Origin of the sequence: Lentzea albidocapillata subsp. violacea (genome assembly GCF_900100275.1) — a bacterium.
Lineage (GTDB): Bacteria > Actinomycetota > Actinomycetes > Mycobacteriales > Pseudonocardiaceae > Lentzea > Lentzea violacea.
The window spans coordinates 95,203-110,651 of sequence record NZ_FNET01000020.1 but is presented as its reverse complement, the minus strand read 5'-3'; the positions used below and the strand labels follow the sequence as shown (position 1 = coordinate 110,651).

The 15,449-nt window shown below is 65.4% G+C and carries 18 protein-coding genes and 1 tRNA gene; 12 read left to right on the top strand and 7 right to left on the bottom strand.

From position 1 onward, the window contains the following. The first annotated feature begins 17 nt into the window (after window positions 1–17). From BLR21_RS32825 to pabB, 3 genes are all read left to right on the top strand, one after another. Window positions 18–515, top strand: a complete 498-nt coding sequence (locus BLR21_RS32825; protein ID WP_090012205.1) for a SigE family RNA polymerase sigma factor — start codon at window positions 18–20, stop codon at window positions 513–515. Next, on the top strand, window positions 512–1,363 hold the full coding sequence (locus BLR21_RS32820; protein WP_090012203.1) for a hypothetical protein: 852 nt from the start codon (window positions 512–514) through the stop codon (window positions 1,361–1,363). The genes BLR21_RS32825 and BLR21_RS32820 overlap by 4 nt, the downstream gene beginning before the upstream one ends. Window positions 1,364–1,452: 89 nt before the next feature. Further along, on the top strand, window positions 1,453–3,438 hold the full coding sequence (pabB, locus tag BLR21_RS32815) for an aminodeoxychorismate synthase component I (RefSeq protein WP_090012201.1): 1,986 nt from the start codon (window positions 1,453–1,455) through the stop codon (window positions 3,436–3,438). 110 nt (window positions 3,439–3,548) lie between these two features. Here pabB and BLR21_RS32810 read toward each other — a convergent pair whose 3' ends face one another. Continuing rightward, the gene (locus tag BLR21_RS32810; RefSeq protein ID WP_030476951.1) at window positions 3,549–3,890 is read right to left on the bottom strand and encodes a histone-like nucleoid-structuring protein Lsr2; all 342 of its coding nucleotides are present in this window, start codon (window positions 3,888–3,890) and stop codon (window positions 3,549–3,551) included. 324 nt (window positions 3,891–4,214) lie between these two features. Between BLR21_RS32810 and BLR21_RS32805 the strand changes: the two genes are divergently transcribed. The 3 genes from BLR21_RS32805 to BLR21_RS32795 all read left to right on the top strand — a co-directional run bounded on the left by BLR21_RS32805 (window position 4,215) and on the right by BLR21_RS32795 (window position 5,987). Next, entirely contained in the window at window positions 4,215–4,496 is a 282-nt protein-coding gene (locus tag BLR21_RS32805; RefSeq protein WP_090012199.1) for a metal-sensitive transcriptional regulator, read from the top strand. A gap of 54 nt (window positions 4,497–4,550) precedes the next feature. Beyond that, window positions 4,551–4,627 (top strand) — tRNA-Leu (locus BLR21_RS32800). 82 nt (window positions 4,628–4,709) lie between these two features. After that, a complete protein-coding gene (locus BLR21_RS32795) occupies window positions 4,710–5,987 on the top strand; it encodes a tyrosine-type recombinase/integrase (RefSeq protein WP_090012197.1) in 1,278 nt (425 codons plus the stop codon). On the opposite strand, the gene BLR21_RS41945 is transcribed toward BLR21_RS32795, so the two are convergent. After that, window positions 5,984–7,150: an NsdA family TPR-like regulatory protein gene (locus tag BLR21_RS41945; protein ID WP_176929906.1), complete on the bottom strand. Its 1,167-nt coding sequence runs from the start codon at window positions 7,148–7,150 to the stop codon at window positions 5,984–5,986. The two genes, BLR21_RS32795 and BLR21_RS41945, sit on opposite strands and share 4 nt — an antisense overlap. Before the next feature lie 110 nt (window positions 7,151–7,260). Here BLR21_RS41945 and BLR21_RS32785 point away from each other — a divergent pair, with 110 nt between their 5' ends. The 5 genes from BLR21_RS32785 (at window position 7,261) to BLR21_RS41940 (ending at window position 10,571) form a co-directional block, all read left to right on the top strand. Beyond that, on the top strand, window positions 7,261–7,494 hold the full coding sequence (locus BLR21_RS32785) for a hypothetical protein (protein ID WP_090012193.1): 234 nt from the start codon (window positions 7,261–7,263) through the stop codon (window positions 7,492–7,494). Between the two features lie 104 nt (window positions 7,495–7,598). Further along, window positions 7,599–8,375: a DUF5753 domain-containing protein gene (locus tag BLR21_RS32780; RefSeq protein ID WP_090012191.1), complete on the top strand. Its 777-nt coding sequence runs from the start codon at window positions 7,599–7,601 to the stop codon at window positions 8,373–8,375. Between the two features lie 113 nt (window positions 8,376–8,488). Next, a complete protein-coding gene (locus tag BLR21_RS32775; protein WP_143027987.1) occupies window positions 8,489–9,370 on the top strand; it encodes a helix-turn-helix domain-containing protein in 882 nt (293 codons plus the stop codon). Window positions 9,371–9,441: 71 nt separating this feature from the next. Beyond that, window positions 9,442–10,086, top strand: a complete 645-nt coding sequence (locus tag BLR21_RS32770) for a hypothetical protein (protein ID WP_143027986.1) — start codon at window positions 9,442–9,444, stop codon at window positions 10,084–10,086. Between the two features lie 131 nt (window positions 10,087–10,217). Then, on the top strand, window positions 10,218–10,571 hold the full coding sequence (locus BLR21_RS41940) for a hypothetical protein (protein ID WP_143027985.1): 354 nt from the start codon (window positions 10,218–10,220) through the stop codon (window positions 10,569–10,571). A 228-nt stretch (window positions 10,572–10,799) separates the two neighbouring features. On the opposite strand, the gene BLR21_RS32760 is transcribed toward BLR21_RS41940, so the two are convergent. From BLR21_RS32760 to BLR21_RS32740, 5 genes are read right to left on the bottom strand one after another with little or no spacing between them, the layout of a single operon-like run. Continuing rightward, on the bottom strand, window positions 10,800–12,968 hold the full coding sequence (locus BLR21_RS32760; protein WP_090012183.1) for an FtsK/SpoIIIE domain-containing protein: 2,169 nt from the start codon (window positions 12,966–12,968) through the stop codon (window positions 10,800–10,802). Then, a complete protein-coding gene (locus BLR21_RS32755) occupies window positions 12,965–13,810 on the bottom strand; it encodes a hypothetical protein (RefSeq protein ID WP_090012181.1) in 846 nt (281 codons plus the stop codon). Before BLR21_RS32755 ends, BLR21_RS32760 begins: the two co-directional genes overlap by 4 nt. Beyond that, window positions 13,807–14,136, bottom strand: coding sequence for a hypothetical protein (locus BLR21_RS32750; protein WP_420843927.1), 330 nt, complete (start codon window positions 14,134–14,136; stop codon window positions 13,807–13,809). The genes BLR21_RS32755 and BLR21_RS32750 overlap by 4 nt, the downstream gene beginning before the upstream one ends. A 2-nt stretch (window positions 14,137–14,138) precedes the next feature. Beyond that, the gene (locus tag BLR21_RS32745; protein WP_090012265.1) at window positions 14,139–14,495 is read right to left on the bottom strand and encodes a WhiB family transcriptional regulator; all 357 of its coding nucleotides are present in this window, start codon (window positions 14,493–14,495) and stop codon (window positions 14,139–14,141) included. Next, complete coding sequence (locus BLR21_RS32740) at window positions 14,492–14,776, bottom strand: helix-turn-helix domain-containing protein (protein WP_090012179.1); 285 nt, start codon at window positions 14,774–14,776, stop codon at window positions 14,492–14,494. Before BLR21_RS32740 ends, BLR21_RS32745 begins: the two co-directional genes overlap by 4 nt. 154 nt (window positions 14,777–14,930) lie before the next feature. Here BLR21_RS32740 and BLR21_RS32735 point away from each other — a divergent pair, with 154 nt between their 5' ends. Next, window positions 14,931–15,305: a helix-turn-helix domain-containing protein gene (locus BLR21_RS32735; protein ID WP_090012262.1), complete on the top strand. Its 375-nt coding sequence runs from the start codon at window positions 14,931–14,933 to the stop codon at window positions 15,303–15,305. Window positions 15,306–15,449: the final 144 nt, after the last annotated feature.

Sequence of the window (15,449 nt, the reverse complement as noted above, 5' to 3'; positions counted from 1 at the left end):
AGACAGGGGGAGACCTGATGAGTGATCGGGACGCCGCGTTCCAGGAGTACTTCGCGGCCCGTTCCGACGCCATGCGCGGCACGGCATACCTGCTGTGCGGCGACTGGCATCGCGCGGAAGACCTGGTGCAACAGGCCTTCACCAAGCTGTACCTGGCTTGGCGACGGGTCGACCGGCACGAGGCGCTGGACGCCTACACCAGGCAGATCCTGGTGCGGACGTTCCTGTCCGAGCGACGGCGCGGGTGGTTCCGGTTCGAGTCGGCGACAGACGACGTGGCGGACGCGGCCGCGCCGCCCGGCGCCTACCCCGAGGAACGGATGGTGTTGCTGGAGGCGCTGGCGAAGGTGCCTCCGAAACAGCGTGCGTGCCTCGTTCTGCGGTACTGGGAGGACATGTCCGTCGAGAAGACGGCCGTCGTCCTCAAATGTTCGGAAGGAACCGTGAAGAGCCAGGCCGCGCGGGGGCTGCAGACGCTGCGCGGCCTGCTCTCGGAGCAGGAGAGGGTTCGATGAACGAACAGGACCTCAAACGAGCTTTTCAGGACGTGGTGGCGAGCAGCCCGCCTCCCTCGATGGATCCGGGCGTCGCGCTCGGCAGGGCGCACAAGGCCCGTGCCAAGCGGCGGGCGTCCATCACGGGGGCCGTGGTCGCCGTGCTCGTGGTCGGTGTCGGGCTCGGGTCGGCGTTCGCGCTGAACCCGCAGGGAACGACGAACTACCTGGTCGGAGCGGGGCAGAGCAGCAGCTCCAACCCCGGCATGCCGGACACGCAGTGGGGCGAGAAGTGGCCGGTCGGGCAGTCCGACCGCACGGCCACCAACGGTCCGCAGGCCGAGCGCGGCGTGCTGCTGCTGAACGCGCTCATCGCATCCGCCCAGGCCGGCGGGTTCGAGACGCCCAAGCTGAAGTACCAGGCGCCGGAGTACCAGAACGGCGAGATGCAGCGCACCCAGGCGCAGATCTCGACCGACAAGGGCCAGACGCCGGAGGTCTGGGTCTACACGGCACACGTGCCGGTCCGGAAGAACGGCAAGGTCGGCATGATGCTCGCCGAGGTCTCGATGCCGAAGCCGTCGGATCCGGTCGAGCCGTGTGCACTGGCCAAGCGGTTCTGGGGCATGAGCAAGGCGACGTGCAAGTTGCGCGAAGTCAACGGCGTGCAGGTCGGCGACGCTTCCAGTCAGGAGGAGGGTCGCGTGATGCAGTGGATGTCCTACAAGGCCCCCAACGGCTGGACGGTGAACATCGCCCAGAACGCGAGCTACGAGGGAAGCGGCTACCCCGGGCTCGACGGCAACCCGTTCCTGGCGAGCGAGCTCGCGACCATGGCCACGGACGCGAAGTTCCTCCTCGGGAGCTGAGCAGGTGAACACCAGGGCGGTCACGTTCTGTGGCCGCCCTCTCTCGTTGGTCCTTTCGGGTGTTTTGGCAGGTAGAGTGCCGTCCTGCAATGCGGACTCTGCTCATCGACAACTACGACTCGTTCACGTTCAACCTCTTCCAGCACCTCGCTGAGGTGAACGGTGCCGAGCCCGTGGTCGTCCACAACGACGACCCGCGCTTCCGGCTGGCCTCACTGCGGTCGTTCGACCACGTGGTGATCTCGCCCGGCCCCGGCCGGCCCGGCAATCCCGCCGACTTCGGCATCTGCCGCGCGGTGATCGACCACGCCGAGATCCCGTTGCTGGGCGTGTGTCTGGGGCACCAGGGGTTGTGCCTGTCGTACGGCGCTGTCGTGGGGCCTGCGCCCGTGCCACGCCACGGAATCGTCTCTCCGGTCACGCACACGGGCGTCGACGTCTTCGCGGGGCTGCCCTCGCCGTTCGACGTCGTGCGGTACCACTCGCTGGCGGTCACGGAGCTGCCTCCCTCGCTGGAGGCGATCGCGTGGAGCGACGACTCGGTGCTGATGGGCGTGCGTGCTCTCGACCGGCCCGCGTGGGGTGTGCAGTTCCATCCCGAGTCGATCTGCACGGACTTCGGCCGCGAGATGCTCGCGAACTTCGCCGCGCTCACCCCGACCAGGACGGCCGCGGTGCCGGAACCGGTATTGGTTCGCCCAACGCCCCAGAAACGTCCTGTGCACGTCCGGAAGCTCGCCGTGGCCGTGAACGCGGAGGAGGCGTTCGCGGCACTCCACGGGGCCTCTGAGGCGGCGTTCTGGCTGGACAGCGGGCCGGGCGGGCGGTTCTCCTTCATGGGAGACGCCAAGGGGCCTCTCGCGCACGTCGCGCAGTACTCGGTGCAGGACAAGGTGCTCACGCTCGACGGCACACCGCGCCCCTGCCCGTCTTTCTTCTCCTGGCTGGACGACGACCTCGCGTCGTGGAGCGTCGAGCAACCCGACGTCCCGTTCGATTTCGCCCTGGGCTGGGTCGGATACCTCGGCTACGAGCTGAAGGTGGAGTGCGGCGGCGACTTCGCACACCGCGCGGAACAGCCGGACGCGTCGTTCGTCTTCACGGACCGTGCCGTGGTCATCGATCACGCCGATGATTGCGTCTATTTGCTGTCGTTGTCCGAAGACGGCTGGTTCGACCAGGTTTCGGCTGTTCTGGCCCAGTTGACACCAATGGCCGAACCGTCACGACCGGTCGTCTCCGACGTGACGTTGCGCCATCCGCGCGCGCACTACCTGAAGCTGATCAGCGCGTGCCAGGAAGCGATCACGGCCGGGGAGACGTACGAGGCGTGTCTGACGAACATGATGTCGTGGCGTGCCTCGCTCGACCCGTGGGACACATATCGGCTGCTTCGCGCCGCTAATCCCGTTCCGTTCGGCGCGTTGCTGCGTTTCGGTGACCTCTCCGTGCTCAGCACGTCACCCGAACGATTTATCAAGGTGGACCGAGATGGCGTCGTGGAGTCATCGCCGATCAAGGGGACACGGCCCCGAGGTGTTGATGCGGCCGACGACGAGATGTTGCGCACAACGCTGGCGCGATCGGTCAAGGACCGCGCGGAGAACCTGATGATCGTGGACCTCGTCCGCAACGATCTCGGCACGTGCGCGGAAGTGGGTTCCGTCGAGGTGACGCGGTTGTTCGACGTCGAGACCTACGCGACCGTACACCAATTGGTGAGCACCGTGCGGGCTCGACTTCGGCCGGACAGTTCTGCTGTCCGATGTGTTCGAGTCGCGTTTCCCGGAGGATCCATGACCGGTGCGCCGAAGATCCGGACCATGCAGATCCTTGATGGGCTGGAAGCCGGTCCACGTGGGGTGTACTCGGGAGCGCTCGGATACTTCTCGCTCAACGGAGCAGCCGACTTCAGCATCGTCATCCGAACGCTGGTCAGCAACGGCGACCGGGTGACTTTCGGTGTGGGCGGAGCGGTGATCTCGCTGTCCGACCCTGACGAGGAATTCGAGGAGACAGCGGTCAAGGCCACTGCTGTGTCACGCCTGTTCGGAGCACACTTTCCAGGCCGTTGATCCTGCGTTCCGGGGATAGTGTGAACGAACAGGTATGTGCTGGGTCTATGCGGTTAACACGTCGGCCGGCGAACCGGCCGACGTGTGGAAACCTCGCGTGTTCGCGCAGGTCAGGAGGCGTGCGCTTCCTGGAACTGCACGACCAGGTTCTGCGGAATGCGACCGCGGTCCGAGATCTGGTGCCCCTGCGCGCGAGCCCAGTCACGAATGCGCTGCGCCTCAGCCTTGTCGGTGGCCTTGACCGTGGACTTGCCGGTGCCCTTGCGCTGCTTGCGGCCACCCGCACGACGAGCCTTGCCGACGAAGTCCGCCAGCGACTCGCGAAGCCGCTCCGCATTTCCCTTCGACAGGTCGATGGCGTACTCGACACCGTCAAGTGCGAAGGTCACGGTCTCGTCGGCTTCTCCGCCGTCGAGGTCGTCGATGAGTTGGACGACGGTCTGCTGTGCCACTGTTCCTCCGTTGGGTACTCACATAGCACGCGGATCCTCGACGTAACCACGTGCTTCGACAACACCGTAGTACACACGAGGAAAAACGGCGAACCTTTCGCCGCTAAAATGTGACCCCAACCCCCCGGTCGGGGCATTTACCCGGTAAACCACAGGGGTGTTATGGGTCCAAAATGTGCTGCTAGTCGTCTCACTTCGACCCGTTGCTGGGCTTGCCGGACGCTTCCCCATTCCCGCTGACGGAGCAGCGCCGGACATATCGCACCCCCATCCGGTGCGGGTATCCTCGACATACCCGCCAGGGGTAGGGAAGGTCAGGGGCCGATGCACGGGTACACCGCGGACAAGGACGCATACCTCAAGCGACTGCGCCGCATCGAGGGACAGATCCGTGGCCTCCAGCGCATGGTCGAGAACGACGATTACTGCATCGACGTCCTCACCCAGATCTCCGCCGCCACGAAGGCGCTGCAAGCGGTGTCCCTGGGGCTGCTCGACGAGCACCTCAAGCATTGTGTCGCGCAGGCGGCTGCGGAAGGCGGTCTCGTGGCCGAGGAGAAGCTGGCAGAGGCGTCAGCGGCCATCGGCAGGCTCGTCAAGTCGTAGGGGTCCCCACAAGAAACTCGCTGGGATGATCCGCTACAGTTCACCCCAGCTACGGCCCCCGTAGCCCAATCGGCAGAGGCAGCGGACTCAAAATCCGTCCAGTGTGCGTTCGAGTCGCACCGGGGGCACCACGCCTGACCAGGCGTTACAACCGAAAAAGTTGATCAGATCTTGATCATTGGGTGCGGCCCTGGGTGCGAGTAGCCTGGGGCTATGGGTGTTGCGCGCGAAAATTCCGACCGCAAGCGCGGGTCGATCGAGCAGCGAGGGGACACGCTCCGCGTCGTCGTGTACGCCGGGCTGGACCCCGTCACGGGCAAGCGGGTCTACCTCCGCGAGACCATTCAGGGCACCGACAAGGCAGCGTGGAAAAAGGCCGAGAAGAAGCGCAATGAGTTTGTCGTGCAGGTCGACAAGCAGCGCAATACACCGTCGTCGGTGACGCTCGGCTACGCCATTGATGAGTGGATGCGAACGAGCGAACTTGAGGACAGCACGCGCGAGACGTACGAGGGGTACATCAGGCGCACGATCAAACCGGCTTTGGGTGACGAGCCAGCGAGAAAAGTCGGCGCGCAGGTGCTGGAGAACTTCTACACGGACCTGCGTCGGTGTCGCATACGGTGTGATGGAACACCGTTCGTCACGAAGCACGCGACCAAGGACGACCACGACTGTAAGACTGCTGAGTGCAAGTGGCATGTCTGTAGCGGGATGGGTGCGTCCACCGTCCGGCAGATCCACTCCATCATCAGCGGAACCATGAATGCCGCTTTGCGGTGGGAGTGGGTCGACGTCAATCCGGCGAAGGTCGCTCGTAAGCCTAAGCAGAAGCCGCCAGAGCCGGACCCGCCGACGCCGGCCGAAGCGGCAAAGCTCGCTGAGGAAGCTTTCCGCATGGACGACGATTGGGGAACGCTCGTCTGGCTCGTCATGACGACCGGAATCCGCCGGGGCGAACTCTGTGGACTCCAGTTCTCTCGTATCGACTTCGACCGTGAGTTGATCGACCTACGTATGAACTGGGTTGGCGGCAAGCTGAAGGACACGAAGACCCATCAGAACCGGCGCATTGCGTTGGACACGGAAACGATGGTGTTGCTCCGCGAACATCGTGACCGCGTAGCGGAACGTGTGCGCGATCTCGGTAACAAGTTCACTGATGATCTGTTCGTGTTCACCGGCACGAAGACGCCGGACCACAAGGCGCCGTATTCGCCGAACGCCGTGACGCAGCGATACAAAGACATGGCGGACCGGTTGAAGATCAAAACTCGCCTGCACGCCCTGCGTCACTATTCCGCGACCGAGCTTCTGACGGCTGGTGTGGATCTGCCGACTGTGTCCGGGCGCCTCGGCCACGGTGGCGGCGGAGCTACCACGTTGCGCGTTTACGCAGCCTGGGTAGCTGCGTCGGACCGCAAGGCAGCCGAGATCCTCGGCTCGCGCATGCCCAAGCGCGTGCCGTCGACATCGACGAAGAGAAGCTAGGAAAGCAGCGAAGCTAGCCGCTTGCGCTGCCGCGCAGACCCTATTTGTTGTGCCAGCAGCCGCGCACGCTCTGCGTGTGCGGCTGCTTCTTCTTTCTCGCCATTGATCGTCAGGACCTGAACGAGGTCGACTCTGAGTGCAGTCTCGGCCCGTGCGAATGTCGGATCAAGACGGCGCAGCACGTCGGTTAGCACATCGATTGCTTCCCGTGCTCCTAGTCGAGCGAGTGCATTACCTCGCCACCGTGCAAGGTGGGTTGAGTCAAAGACCAGATACGGTGTGTCCGAGGTATCGACCGTTGCCGGCATCGAGTGCAACGCCTCATCGAATGCCCGCATGCATGACTGTTTCTCGCCGTCTGCCGCGCACGCTTCACCGTAGCCCGCGGTGAGCCATGAATAGAGCAGCTTCGGGACTCGGCCCTTCGCGATTGTTCGGGCGTAATCGGTAAGCTCGACGGCTAGCCGTGTTTCTCCGATGTCGAGAAGAACGACGGCCTGCCCTGCGCAGGCGTACGCCTCCAAAGCGCACGAGTCTGCTTCGCGTGCCGCCATTCTCGCGGTGTTGTAGTGGTCCCACGAGTCATCGACAAGCCCTTGGTCCAGTGACTGCCATCCGGCGAGTGCGGACGCGTCTACCAGAACCTCGGCAAGGTCCGAACGGACCGGCTGATTCAGAACGTCGCACAACACACGCTCGATCTGACTGATTTGGCCGCGTAGCTCGCCGAGTAGCGCGGAGGCGCCAAGTCGGCGATCAATAATCCGCGTGATGTCGAGTTTGCGGCGAAGCAAAGAGACAGTCTCGGCATCGAGGGTTCGCCCCGCTGCAATCCTTGCTCGCAATCCCAGGTCTTCATCAGTCGGAGCCTGCCAGTTCTTCTCTGACTTCCGCACCGGCTCAAGTAGTCGGGCAATCGGAACTCCGAGCATTTCCTCAAGTAGTCGGCGCGTCGACTGGTGCACCGTCCGGACTGGACGTCCCTCAGACGTGACACCGGACGCGAGGCGCTGCACGTGGCGCGGGCTGAGCGTCCCGTCCAAGCCGTGTTCACGCGCGAAAGTCTCGGCCTCCTCGCTGAACTCCTGCGCGGTCTGTCGCCGCTGCCGGAGCAGCTCACCGAACAACGTGCGCGGCTGCCCGTTCCGAGGTGAAGAACCCATCGGCTGACCTCTCCGTCTCGCTAATGTCAGCGCCGATGAGTGTAGGTCGCGAGAAGTCGCTTTAGGTCTTTGCCTGGTCATTTACACCTGATCTGCCGTCCAAGAAGCTGATGTTGGCGGATCTGAGGTCGACGGAGGCGGTGACGGGCGTGGTGTGGGATGCAACGGGGATCTTGCTGTTCCTCCTCTGGCTGGTGCTGCCTCCGCTCTACGTCGTGTTGCTCGGCAGGCACTACCTCCGTCGCTGCGCTGACGCCGCGCAGAAGGCCGTGTGGGCGCGCGAAGAGCTGAGGGAAGCACTCGAAGGCGTCCGGGCCGTTCTTCGAACCAGGGCAAGGAACTAGACATGCCAAAGAGGACTTCCACGGCGCGTGGACGAGAGTTCGGCGCCGGCGTCCGCGCGGCTATAGCGGGTGCAGGCCTGACTTCACGCGCGGCTGCTGAGATCGTGGACTGGGACGAGGCCAAGCTGTCGGATGTGGTGACCGGTAAGGGCGGAGCGAGTCAGCTCGAAATCGCGACGTTGTTGGGCGCCTGTCGAATCAAGGCCGCCGAGGTCGCTCACCTGCTGTCGCTGTATCCGGTAGCGCACGTCAAGGGGTGGTGGCAGCCACACGGCGTCTGTGCGCCCGTCTGGCTTCGCACCGCCGTCGAAAACCTGGCGGTGGCCGAGACGCTGACGAGCTGGCACACGCACGCGGTGCCGCTGCTCCTTCAGACGGTCGACTACATGCGTGAGGTGCTGCTCGCTTCCTCCACGGTGCCCGAGGCCGAGTTGCAGGAGCGGGTGAAGGCGCAGCTTGCGATGCAAGAGCTGCTACGCGGTGGCAAGAAGTGCACGTTCTTCATCCACGAGTTGGCGCTGCACTTGCACGTCGGTGGTGCCGAGGTTCACGCCGGGCAGCTGCTTCATCTCCTGCTGATGGCGAAGTGGGCGAACACGACGATCCGAATCGTACCCGCTGCCCTTGGCGCGCATCCGGGCATGGCGGGGCCGTTCACTCACATGACCTTTGCGAAGTACGAACCGCTGGTGTGGGTGGATACGGAGAACTCCAGTCTCTTCGCCGAAGCGAAGGACGCGATCACGGGCTACGAGAAGGTCATTCGCGCGCTTGACGCGAAGAGCTTGGACGAGGCCGCTTCCAAAGCGCTGATTGTCCGTCTGTACGACGCCATTTGTCCTCCCGGCGACGATGCGGCAAAGCACAAGTCTGTCTGTTAAGGACACAAGAGCCGCCAGCCTCCGGACTCCGTCTCACAACCGGGGTTGGCAAGGGGAGCTGACTCGGTGTGCGGCACCGCGTCAGCTTCACCCACGTACCGAGCGAGCCGACTATGCCCAAGAACTTCAAATCCAACCTTCAGAACCGCGCGGTTGGTCGTGCACTTGCGTTGTGGCGCAAGGAGAGCGGCTTCAGTCTGGCGGAAGTGGGCGAACGCGTGCACTGGTCGCCGGCGAAGACGTCCATGATGCAGAACGCGCTTGTCCCAATCGTTGACGTTGACGTTGTCGCGCTTGCCCTCGTGTACGGGGTCAGCGACGAGCGACGGACACCTGTGCTGCTGGGAGCACAACGGGCACGTGATCCTCTGAGGTTCGATCTGCTGTCCGGTGATGCCTCGTCCTGCGTCGGGTGGACCTACGCCGAAGTCGAGGCCGAAGCGAGCTACGTGCAGGCGGTCGCGCTCGACATGTTGCCGCCGATCGTCCGGACACCGGAGTACGAGGCTGCGTTGCGCGGCGTCCAGGTGGGCGCGGTGTCCGAGCAGGGGCACCGCCACTACGGCGACGCTCACCGTGCGCGAGTGATGCGGCACCTCAGTGAGGGGCCGTCACTGCGGCTAGATCTCGTGGTGGGAGAGGCGGTTCTGCGACGGCCGGTTGGCGGTGCGCTGGTGATGGCGGATCAGTTGCTGCGCTTGGCCGCGTTCGCGGAGCTTCCGGGCGTGCGGGTGTGGCTGGTACCGGATGAGCTGGGCGCGTTCGCGGGGATGACGTCCTTCACCCTGTTGTCATTCCGTGAGGACGAGTTCGAAGACGTGGTGTACCTCGACACCCTGCACGGCGGCACGTGGTTGGAGGCGCAGCGCGAGCGGCGGCCGTACGCCGAGACCTTCGAGCGGCTGGTGACCGAAGCGCTTCCTGCCGACGACACCATCGGGCGCCTGATCGAGGCCGCGCAGTCGCTGAAAGACGCCGCCGACCAGCTTTCGTGACGCGTTTCGTGACGCCGCCTGATACGCTCGCGGAGACGTCACGAAACTTGTCACGAATCGGATGGTGCGTCGTGGACTGTGTGGGATGCGGGCAACCGTTGTCGCTAGGGGCGAAGCGCGGGCGCCCCGCGCGCTACCACAACGCGACGTGTCGGCAGCGCGCCCGCCGCGCGCGACTCACCACGGACCACGGTGACGTGCTGGTGGCCGTGGCCGCTGTGGAGGCGGCTGCTGCCGAGGTGCGCCATGCCGTACTGGCGAACAGCGACACGGCGCAGGCTGCGAGTCGGCTCGCGGGCGCTGCTGCCGAACTCGCCCGGCTCGTGACCCCTGCTCCCGCCGTCCCGGCGGACGAGCCGCCTGCACTGCCTGTCACGGAACCTGTCACGAAAGACAGGCCGCGAACGAGCCGCGCGAAGCGCCCGGCGCGGATTGCGCCGCTGGACCTGGACACGGTCCGGCTTGAGCGCTCCGCGGACCCGACACGAACCGGGTGGCGGGTGCTGGCAGGTACGGAGGACGCTCCGGCCCTGGTGGGTTTCCTGGAGCCGGTGTTGTCTGTGACCGGTCGGCGTAGTAGTCGCTGGGAGGCGCAGACCGCGAGCCTGACGCGCGTACATGGTGGGCCGTGGCGAAACCGGACGGAAGCTCTGGCCCGGCTCGTGGACGACTACCAGCGTGCCGCCTCGCAGCCACGGCGGCGCACGATCACCTAAACCGGTTGGCGGTGCTTCGTCATGCGGCAACGACACTCGTCAGGCCCGAAGTCGCCACCGGATACGCGCAAGCAGTAGTTCCTATGCATAATCTATTGACAACTCTACAGGATGCATTGAAACTGCATAGCATGACACTCGATCCCGGAACGCCCGCAGCTCTGGCATTCGCTCAGTTCTTTCGCACGGTCAGCGTGGCGGCGGAGGAACTGGCCCAAACGCTAGAAAAACATCATGCACATCCGGGTGCACGATCGCTCGAAGCTGTCGAGCTGGGCTCCTTGCAGCGTCAGGTGGCGGAGGCACCGGGCATGGACAGCGATGAAGGTGTTTCTCCACGAGAGATCGCCAAGCTTCTCGCTCGTAACGACGAGCCCAACATCCGAACTGCCTTGTCCAAGCTGCAGAGACGTGGAGTAGCCGAGCTCGTTCCTGGCCCAGGTCCTCAGCGTTGGCGCCTCGCAGCGCAGTACCGCTCGGCGTAGCCGGTGGTGCCTGATGCGTCTCTGGATGATCATGTAGTGACGGGTTGGCCGTGTGCCGCGCCTGTGTCGAGATGGCGCGGCACACGGCCGTTTTCCCGTGGTTGTGACGGGTTACCCGTCACGCGTCACATCCGTCACGGCGGGCCGTTTCCGCTGGTGAGTGCCGGTTTGGCACCCGTCACAGGGTGTGTGACGGGTGACGGGTCTAGTGGGACGGGTTGTGACGGGTCAGCGGTCATCGTCGATCACCTCTGCTTCGATCACTGCGGCGTCGCGAGCGCGCTGGATCGCCGCGCGGATGTCGGCGACGGCGTAGCCGCGTACCTGCTTCACGCCGTCCTCGGTGGGCACGCGGTCGCGGGTGGGGCTACAGCCGAACTCGGCCATGTCGAGCCCGAACCCCTTGGGCTCTACCCCCAACGCGTCCACAAGTTCGGCCGTGGGTACGAAGTCCCGTCCGTCGTCGCTGCCGAGATCATCGGCGAGGTAGTCCACAACGGACGCCAGCGGTTCCGGTAGCTCGATCTCGTCCACGCGTTCGGCGGCGGTGGGTGCGGGTGCACCGCCACCAATGGCCTTCGCCACGGCCGCGTGATCGAGCACCGGCTGTGTGGCCTGCCCTGCCGCGTGTCCGGTGAGCGTGCCTTCGGCCTCCCGCAACGCCCTGCCGCGTAGGCATATCTCCCTCCAGTCCTCGTTGGGCATGTAGAACGTGCGCACGGTCAGCGCGAGTACGTCCGCGCCGGCCTGGGTCTCGCCGTCCGGCCGCAGGATGCCCACACCCTTGTGAGACGGCAGCAGACGACTGGAGTCATAGCCGCGCGTGTTCATCTGCTCACCGAGGATGATGTTGCTGTCGCGCCAGTCCATCACCCGCAAGGCGAACCGCGACCCGAGTACTGCGCGCAAGCTGGACGGGATGGTCTTGCTGTCCGGCCGTTGCGTCGCGAGTACCAGGATCACCCCTGCCGCCGGCGCCTTCTTCGCCAACCAGGTCAGAAGCTCGCCGATGTACTCGCCAGCCGTGAGCTTTTTCCCCTGCACCTCAACGGGAGTACGGTCCTCCAGTGGAATCTGCACCTCGTCCACGACCAACGCCGTGATCGGCATGTCCAGGGACGGATCACGCGACATGTCCGGCGTCACCTTCGACTCGGGACACGTCAGGTCATCGAGATCCTGCATCCTGCGGTAGCGGCCCTGGACGTCCGCGACCAGTTCCACGAGCCAATCCAGGAACGCCAGCACGTGTTCGCTGTCGTCGCCGGACATGAACCGGTGCGCGACCTGCTCGGCTGCCTTCCAGTCCTTGCCGTTCTTGAAGTCCGCCACGTACAGCCGGGTGTGCGGGTCCAAGATCAAGCCCGCGGCCGCGAGCCGTTCGGCCATTGTCTTGCCCTGCCTAGGGATTGCGCCGATGAGCACCGACGTCCACACCAACGGCAGGTCGATCCGGCGTCCGCGCGCGTCGGTGCCGAACGGCACCGGCCGCCATGCGTCCCACCTGTGCACACCGAGCAGCGGTGTCCGGATCGGCGGCTTCGCGTACGGGTCCTCATCGGCCACCCACATCGCCACCCGTCCGGCGTGCCCGCCGTTGCCGCGCACCCGCTCCACGCTGAGCTGGATCTCATCCACCGCCAGGGCGGACGCCAGCGCTTCACGGTGCTTCACGACATCGGCCGCCTTGCGGGTCGCGGGCAGGTCGACCGTGACCGCCCATCCCTCACCCCTGCGCGTGGCCCGGTCGACCAGGCGCAGGGTCTCGTCCTTCCCGATGAGCTTGGCGTCTCTGAACGCGTCCACGAGCACCTGGGGGTCCATCGTCCACGTGAGCGTGCGGGGACCCGCGAGCACTGCCTTACGCCCGGGACTGCCGTCCTTGCGCCTGCCGAGGATCGCCAGCGCCACGGCGACCACGACGCCGGCGATCCAGAACACCCGGTGCCCGTACACGAGATCGAGCACCGCGACCACGACCGCCACCGTGACCACGATCGCCCCGGTGACCTTCCACCGGAACAACGTCAGCTCCCGAATGTCGGTGAACTTGTCCGCGAGCTTCTCCGACTGCTCGGCCGCCTCCCGGTAGTCCCGCACGGTCACCCATGAACGCCACCACCGGACCGCGACCACGAACCCGCGTAGCACCGCGCCCATGAACCGGAACGGTGAACGCAGCACCGCCACCACGACATCCTTCACGGCCTGCACCGCGCTAACGCGATCCTTCGCCCACAACGGCACACGCGGTGAACGCCGCCACCAGTTTACAACTCGCCCACGCCACGGCGTCCGCTCGACCGGCGGGACGTCGTTCACGAACTCGCCTTCGAGCACCGCCCGCACCGGCAGGGAGGAGTCCACGCGAGCTACCTCCCGATCGTCGTTCGTCATCGCGCGTCACCTCCGTCCGATGTGTTTGCGGCGTTCAGTTCGGCCGCGAGCGTTGCGGCGAGCCGAGACGACAGGCCACGCGAGCACGTGGTGACCTCACGGACCCACGCAGGACTCACGACGACACCAGGTGTCCACGCTTCACGCGCAACCGCCATGTAGTCGGCGAACGTCACCCGCTGCCCAGAGCGTTTCCTGTTGCGTCGCTTGGGTTTCGTAGACTCGGTAGTGGTCTCCTCGGGCAAATCCGCGGTGACCGGTGCCGCACGTTGCTGCGCCTCCCTGAAGGCGGCCGTGACCGCTTCGGTGAGCTTGTCCCGCAAGTCCGTCACGGCCTCGGCGGCGACGAACACAACGAGCGGCGGAACCGAGTGCAGCACCACGCCTGAGACGGAACCTGCCGCCCACGAGTGCCAGGTGTTCATGACGTACGTGGCCGCGAGCGTGAACCACTTCGCCCGCCGCGTCCACGCACCCGTGCGCACCTGATACCGCGCGGTCACCTGTTCGGCCCGCAGGATCGCCAGCAGCACCAGCGAGACCGTGGGATCGAGCAGCCACGCCGCAAGCCACGGCAACGACCACGCCGGCGTGCCCGCTGCCGCGAACGACTGCACGTTGGTCATGGTGAACCCGAGACCGAGCACGATCCCCGCCCAGCACAACCGGTCGACTTCTGTCCGGACGCGCTCGACTCGCAGGGCCACCACGTCTGGATGCGTGGCGTACGCGCGCAACTCGGCCGCTTCCACCGCATCGGCGGCGAGCCGCACGGCTGCCGGGGCGGCGGGTGGCCGCCCGAAGGCGGCCACCCCTTCCTTCACCCGAGTGAGCGTGTTCATCGCCGACCACCCCGCCGGGGCGAGTCATCCCACGCCGTGATCGTCAGAGCACGGGTCAGCGTGTACGCGGCGAACAGCGCGGGCAGGCCCAGCACCACGAGCAACAACACCGTGTCGCCCCGATGCGTGATCACCACCCACTGAACACCCACGATGACCCCAGCCATCACCAGCACCCGCCCGGTCAGCGAGAGCAGACGGCCACCCTTGCGGGCCGTGTCGGCGACGGCCTTCGCCCGGCGGGAACTCGCCCGCCAGACCCACAGCACCAGCAGCACCACGCCCAGAACGGCGAGCAGTTGCGTCGGTGTCACGTTAATCGTCACGATTACTGCCCTCCGTCCTGGTCCTCGTTCATCCGGTCGCGGCGGGCACGCCACACCCGGTAGAGCGCACGGCGGTCCTCTCCGGTCAGTCCGCCGCATACGCCGAACTGGTACTCACCAGCAAGGCGCAACTCCCACTCAAGGCAGAGCCTCCGCACCGGGCACGGCTCGCACAGACGAGCCGCCAACTCCCGATCCGTGATCTCCTCCCTCTGCCACTCCGGCTGCTCCTCGGTGGACCACAACCACATGCACGTGCCGTCACGCGTGACGATCTCCATCAGCACCGCGTCGGGCACCTTGGCGTAGCGGTCGAGCTCGGCCGCGATCACCTCGTAGTAGTTCTCCGGGGTCGTCATCGCCACGCACTCCCGGTCGCCCGCTCGAAGTCACGGGCCGCTCGCCGTTCGGCCGTCATCTGTGCGACGTCGACCACGCCACCACCATCGGCGGCGCGGCGAGCCAACTCCTCGACTGCCTGGGCAGGCACCACGTAGCGGGTGCGCACCCGAACCGCCGGGAACGCGTCCTCCCGGATCGCTCGGTAGACGGTCGCCGCGTCAACCCGCAGGATCTCGGCGGCTTCTGGGACTGTGTAGAAGGTCGGCGGGTTACTGCCTGCCGTGCTGTTCGTAGACATTGCTGTATGGCCTTTCGTGAAGACTGATTTCTTCGGGAAAGGCGCTGACATTGGCGTTGATTCATGCCGATTTGCCGCTGACGTCAGCGCTACATCCGTTTTCTGCCTGTGTTGCGCGCTAATGTCGGCGCTGAGGCGGAGCACGGAGGCGCACGTGACGGAGGACTGGTCGGCGGTCGCGGAGGCAATCAATGCCCGCGCGGACGAGCTGGCTTTGAAGCAAAAGGAACTTGCCGAGAGATCCGGCGTGTCCCTCGCGATCGTTCGCGAGATGCAACAGGGGAGAATTCAGCGACGTCGAAACCCGCGGACGCTCGAAGCGCTTTCGATCGCTCTCGACTGGCACCCGCAACACCTGGGAGCAGTGTTGCAGGGAAAGACGCCGCCGGAGGTTGATTCCCCGGTCACTGCTTTCGACGATCCCGTGATTCCGCTGCTGAACACGATCATTCGTGAACTCCGCGGGCTCCGGGCTCAAGTCGGAACGCTTACTAGTCGCCTTGACGAAGGGGCTCGTCGAAAGGGCTAGCTCTGTTCTGCTCTGGTGTTTCCGTGTCGCTGTCATGGGAACAGCAGACATCCGGAAAGGGGGTCGAAATAATTGCCAGCGGCTAGCAGGCCGCGTGTTAGGAGGAGTTAAGTCCGCAGGTCACGGCCCTAGAGACGGGGGGAG

Bases quoted from the DNA above. Each gene is read 5' to 3' on its own strand.
- BLR21_RS32825 (WP_090012205.1), top strand. From the start codon at position 18: ATGAGTGATCGGGACGCCGCGTTCCAGGAGTACTTCGCGGCCCGTTCC.
- BLR21_RS32820 (WP_090012203.1), top strand. From the start codon at position 512: ATGAACGAACAGGACCTCAAACGAGCTTTTCAGGACGTGGTGGCGAGC.
- pabB (WP_090012201.1), top strand. From the start codon at position 1,453: ATGCGGACTCTGCTCATCGACAACTACGACTCGTTCACGTTCAACCTC.
- BLR21_RS32805 (WP_090012199.1), top strand. From the start codon at position 4,215: ATGCACGGGTACACCGCGGACAAGGACGCATACCTCAAGCGACTGCGC.
- BLR21_RS32795 (WP_090012197.1), top strand. From the start codon at position 4,710: ATGGGTGTTGCGCGCGAAAATTCCGACCGCAAGCGCGGGTCGATCGAG.
- BLR21_RS41945 (WP_176929906.1), bottom strand. From the start codon at position 7,150: ATGGGTTCTTCACCTCGGAACGGGCAGCCGCGCACGTTGTTCGGTGAG.
- BLR21_RS32785 (WP_090012193.1), top strand. From the start codon at position 7,261: ATGTTGGCGGATCTGAGGTCGACGGAGGCGGTGACGGGCGTGGTGTGG.
- BLR21_RS32775 (WP_143027987.1), top strand. From the start codon at position 8,489: ATGCCCAAGAACTTCAAATCCAACCTTCAGAACCGCGCGGTTGGTCGT.
- BLR21_RS41940 (WP_143027985.1), top strand. From the start codon at position 10,218: ATGACACTCGATCCCGGAACGCCCGCAGCTCTGGCATTCGCTCAGTTC.
- BLR21_RS32760 (WP_090012183.1), bottom strand. From the start codon at position 12,968: ATGACGAACGACGATCGGGAGGTAGCTCGCGTGGACTCCTCCCTGCCG.
- BLR21_RS32755 (WP_090012181.1), bottom strand. From the start codon at position 13,810: ATGAACACGCTCACTCGGGTGAAGGAAGGGGTGGCCGCCTTCGGGCGG.
- BLR21_RS32745 (WP_090012265.1), bottom strand. From the start codon at position 14,495: ATGACGACCCCGGAGAACTACTACGAGGTGATCGCGGCCGAGCTCGAC.
- BLR21_RS32740 (WP_090012179.1), bottom strand. From the start codon at position 14,776: ATGTCTACGAACAGCACGGCAGGCAGTAACCCGCCGACCTTCTACACA.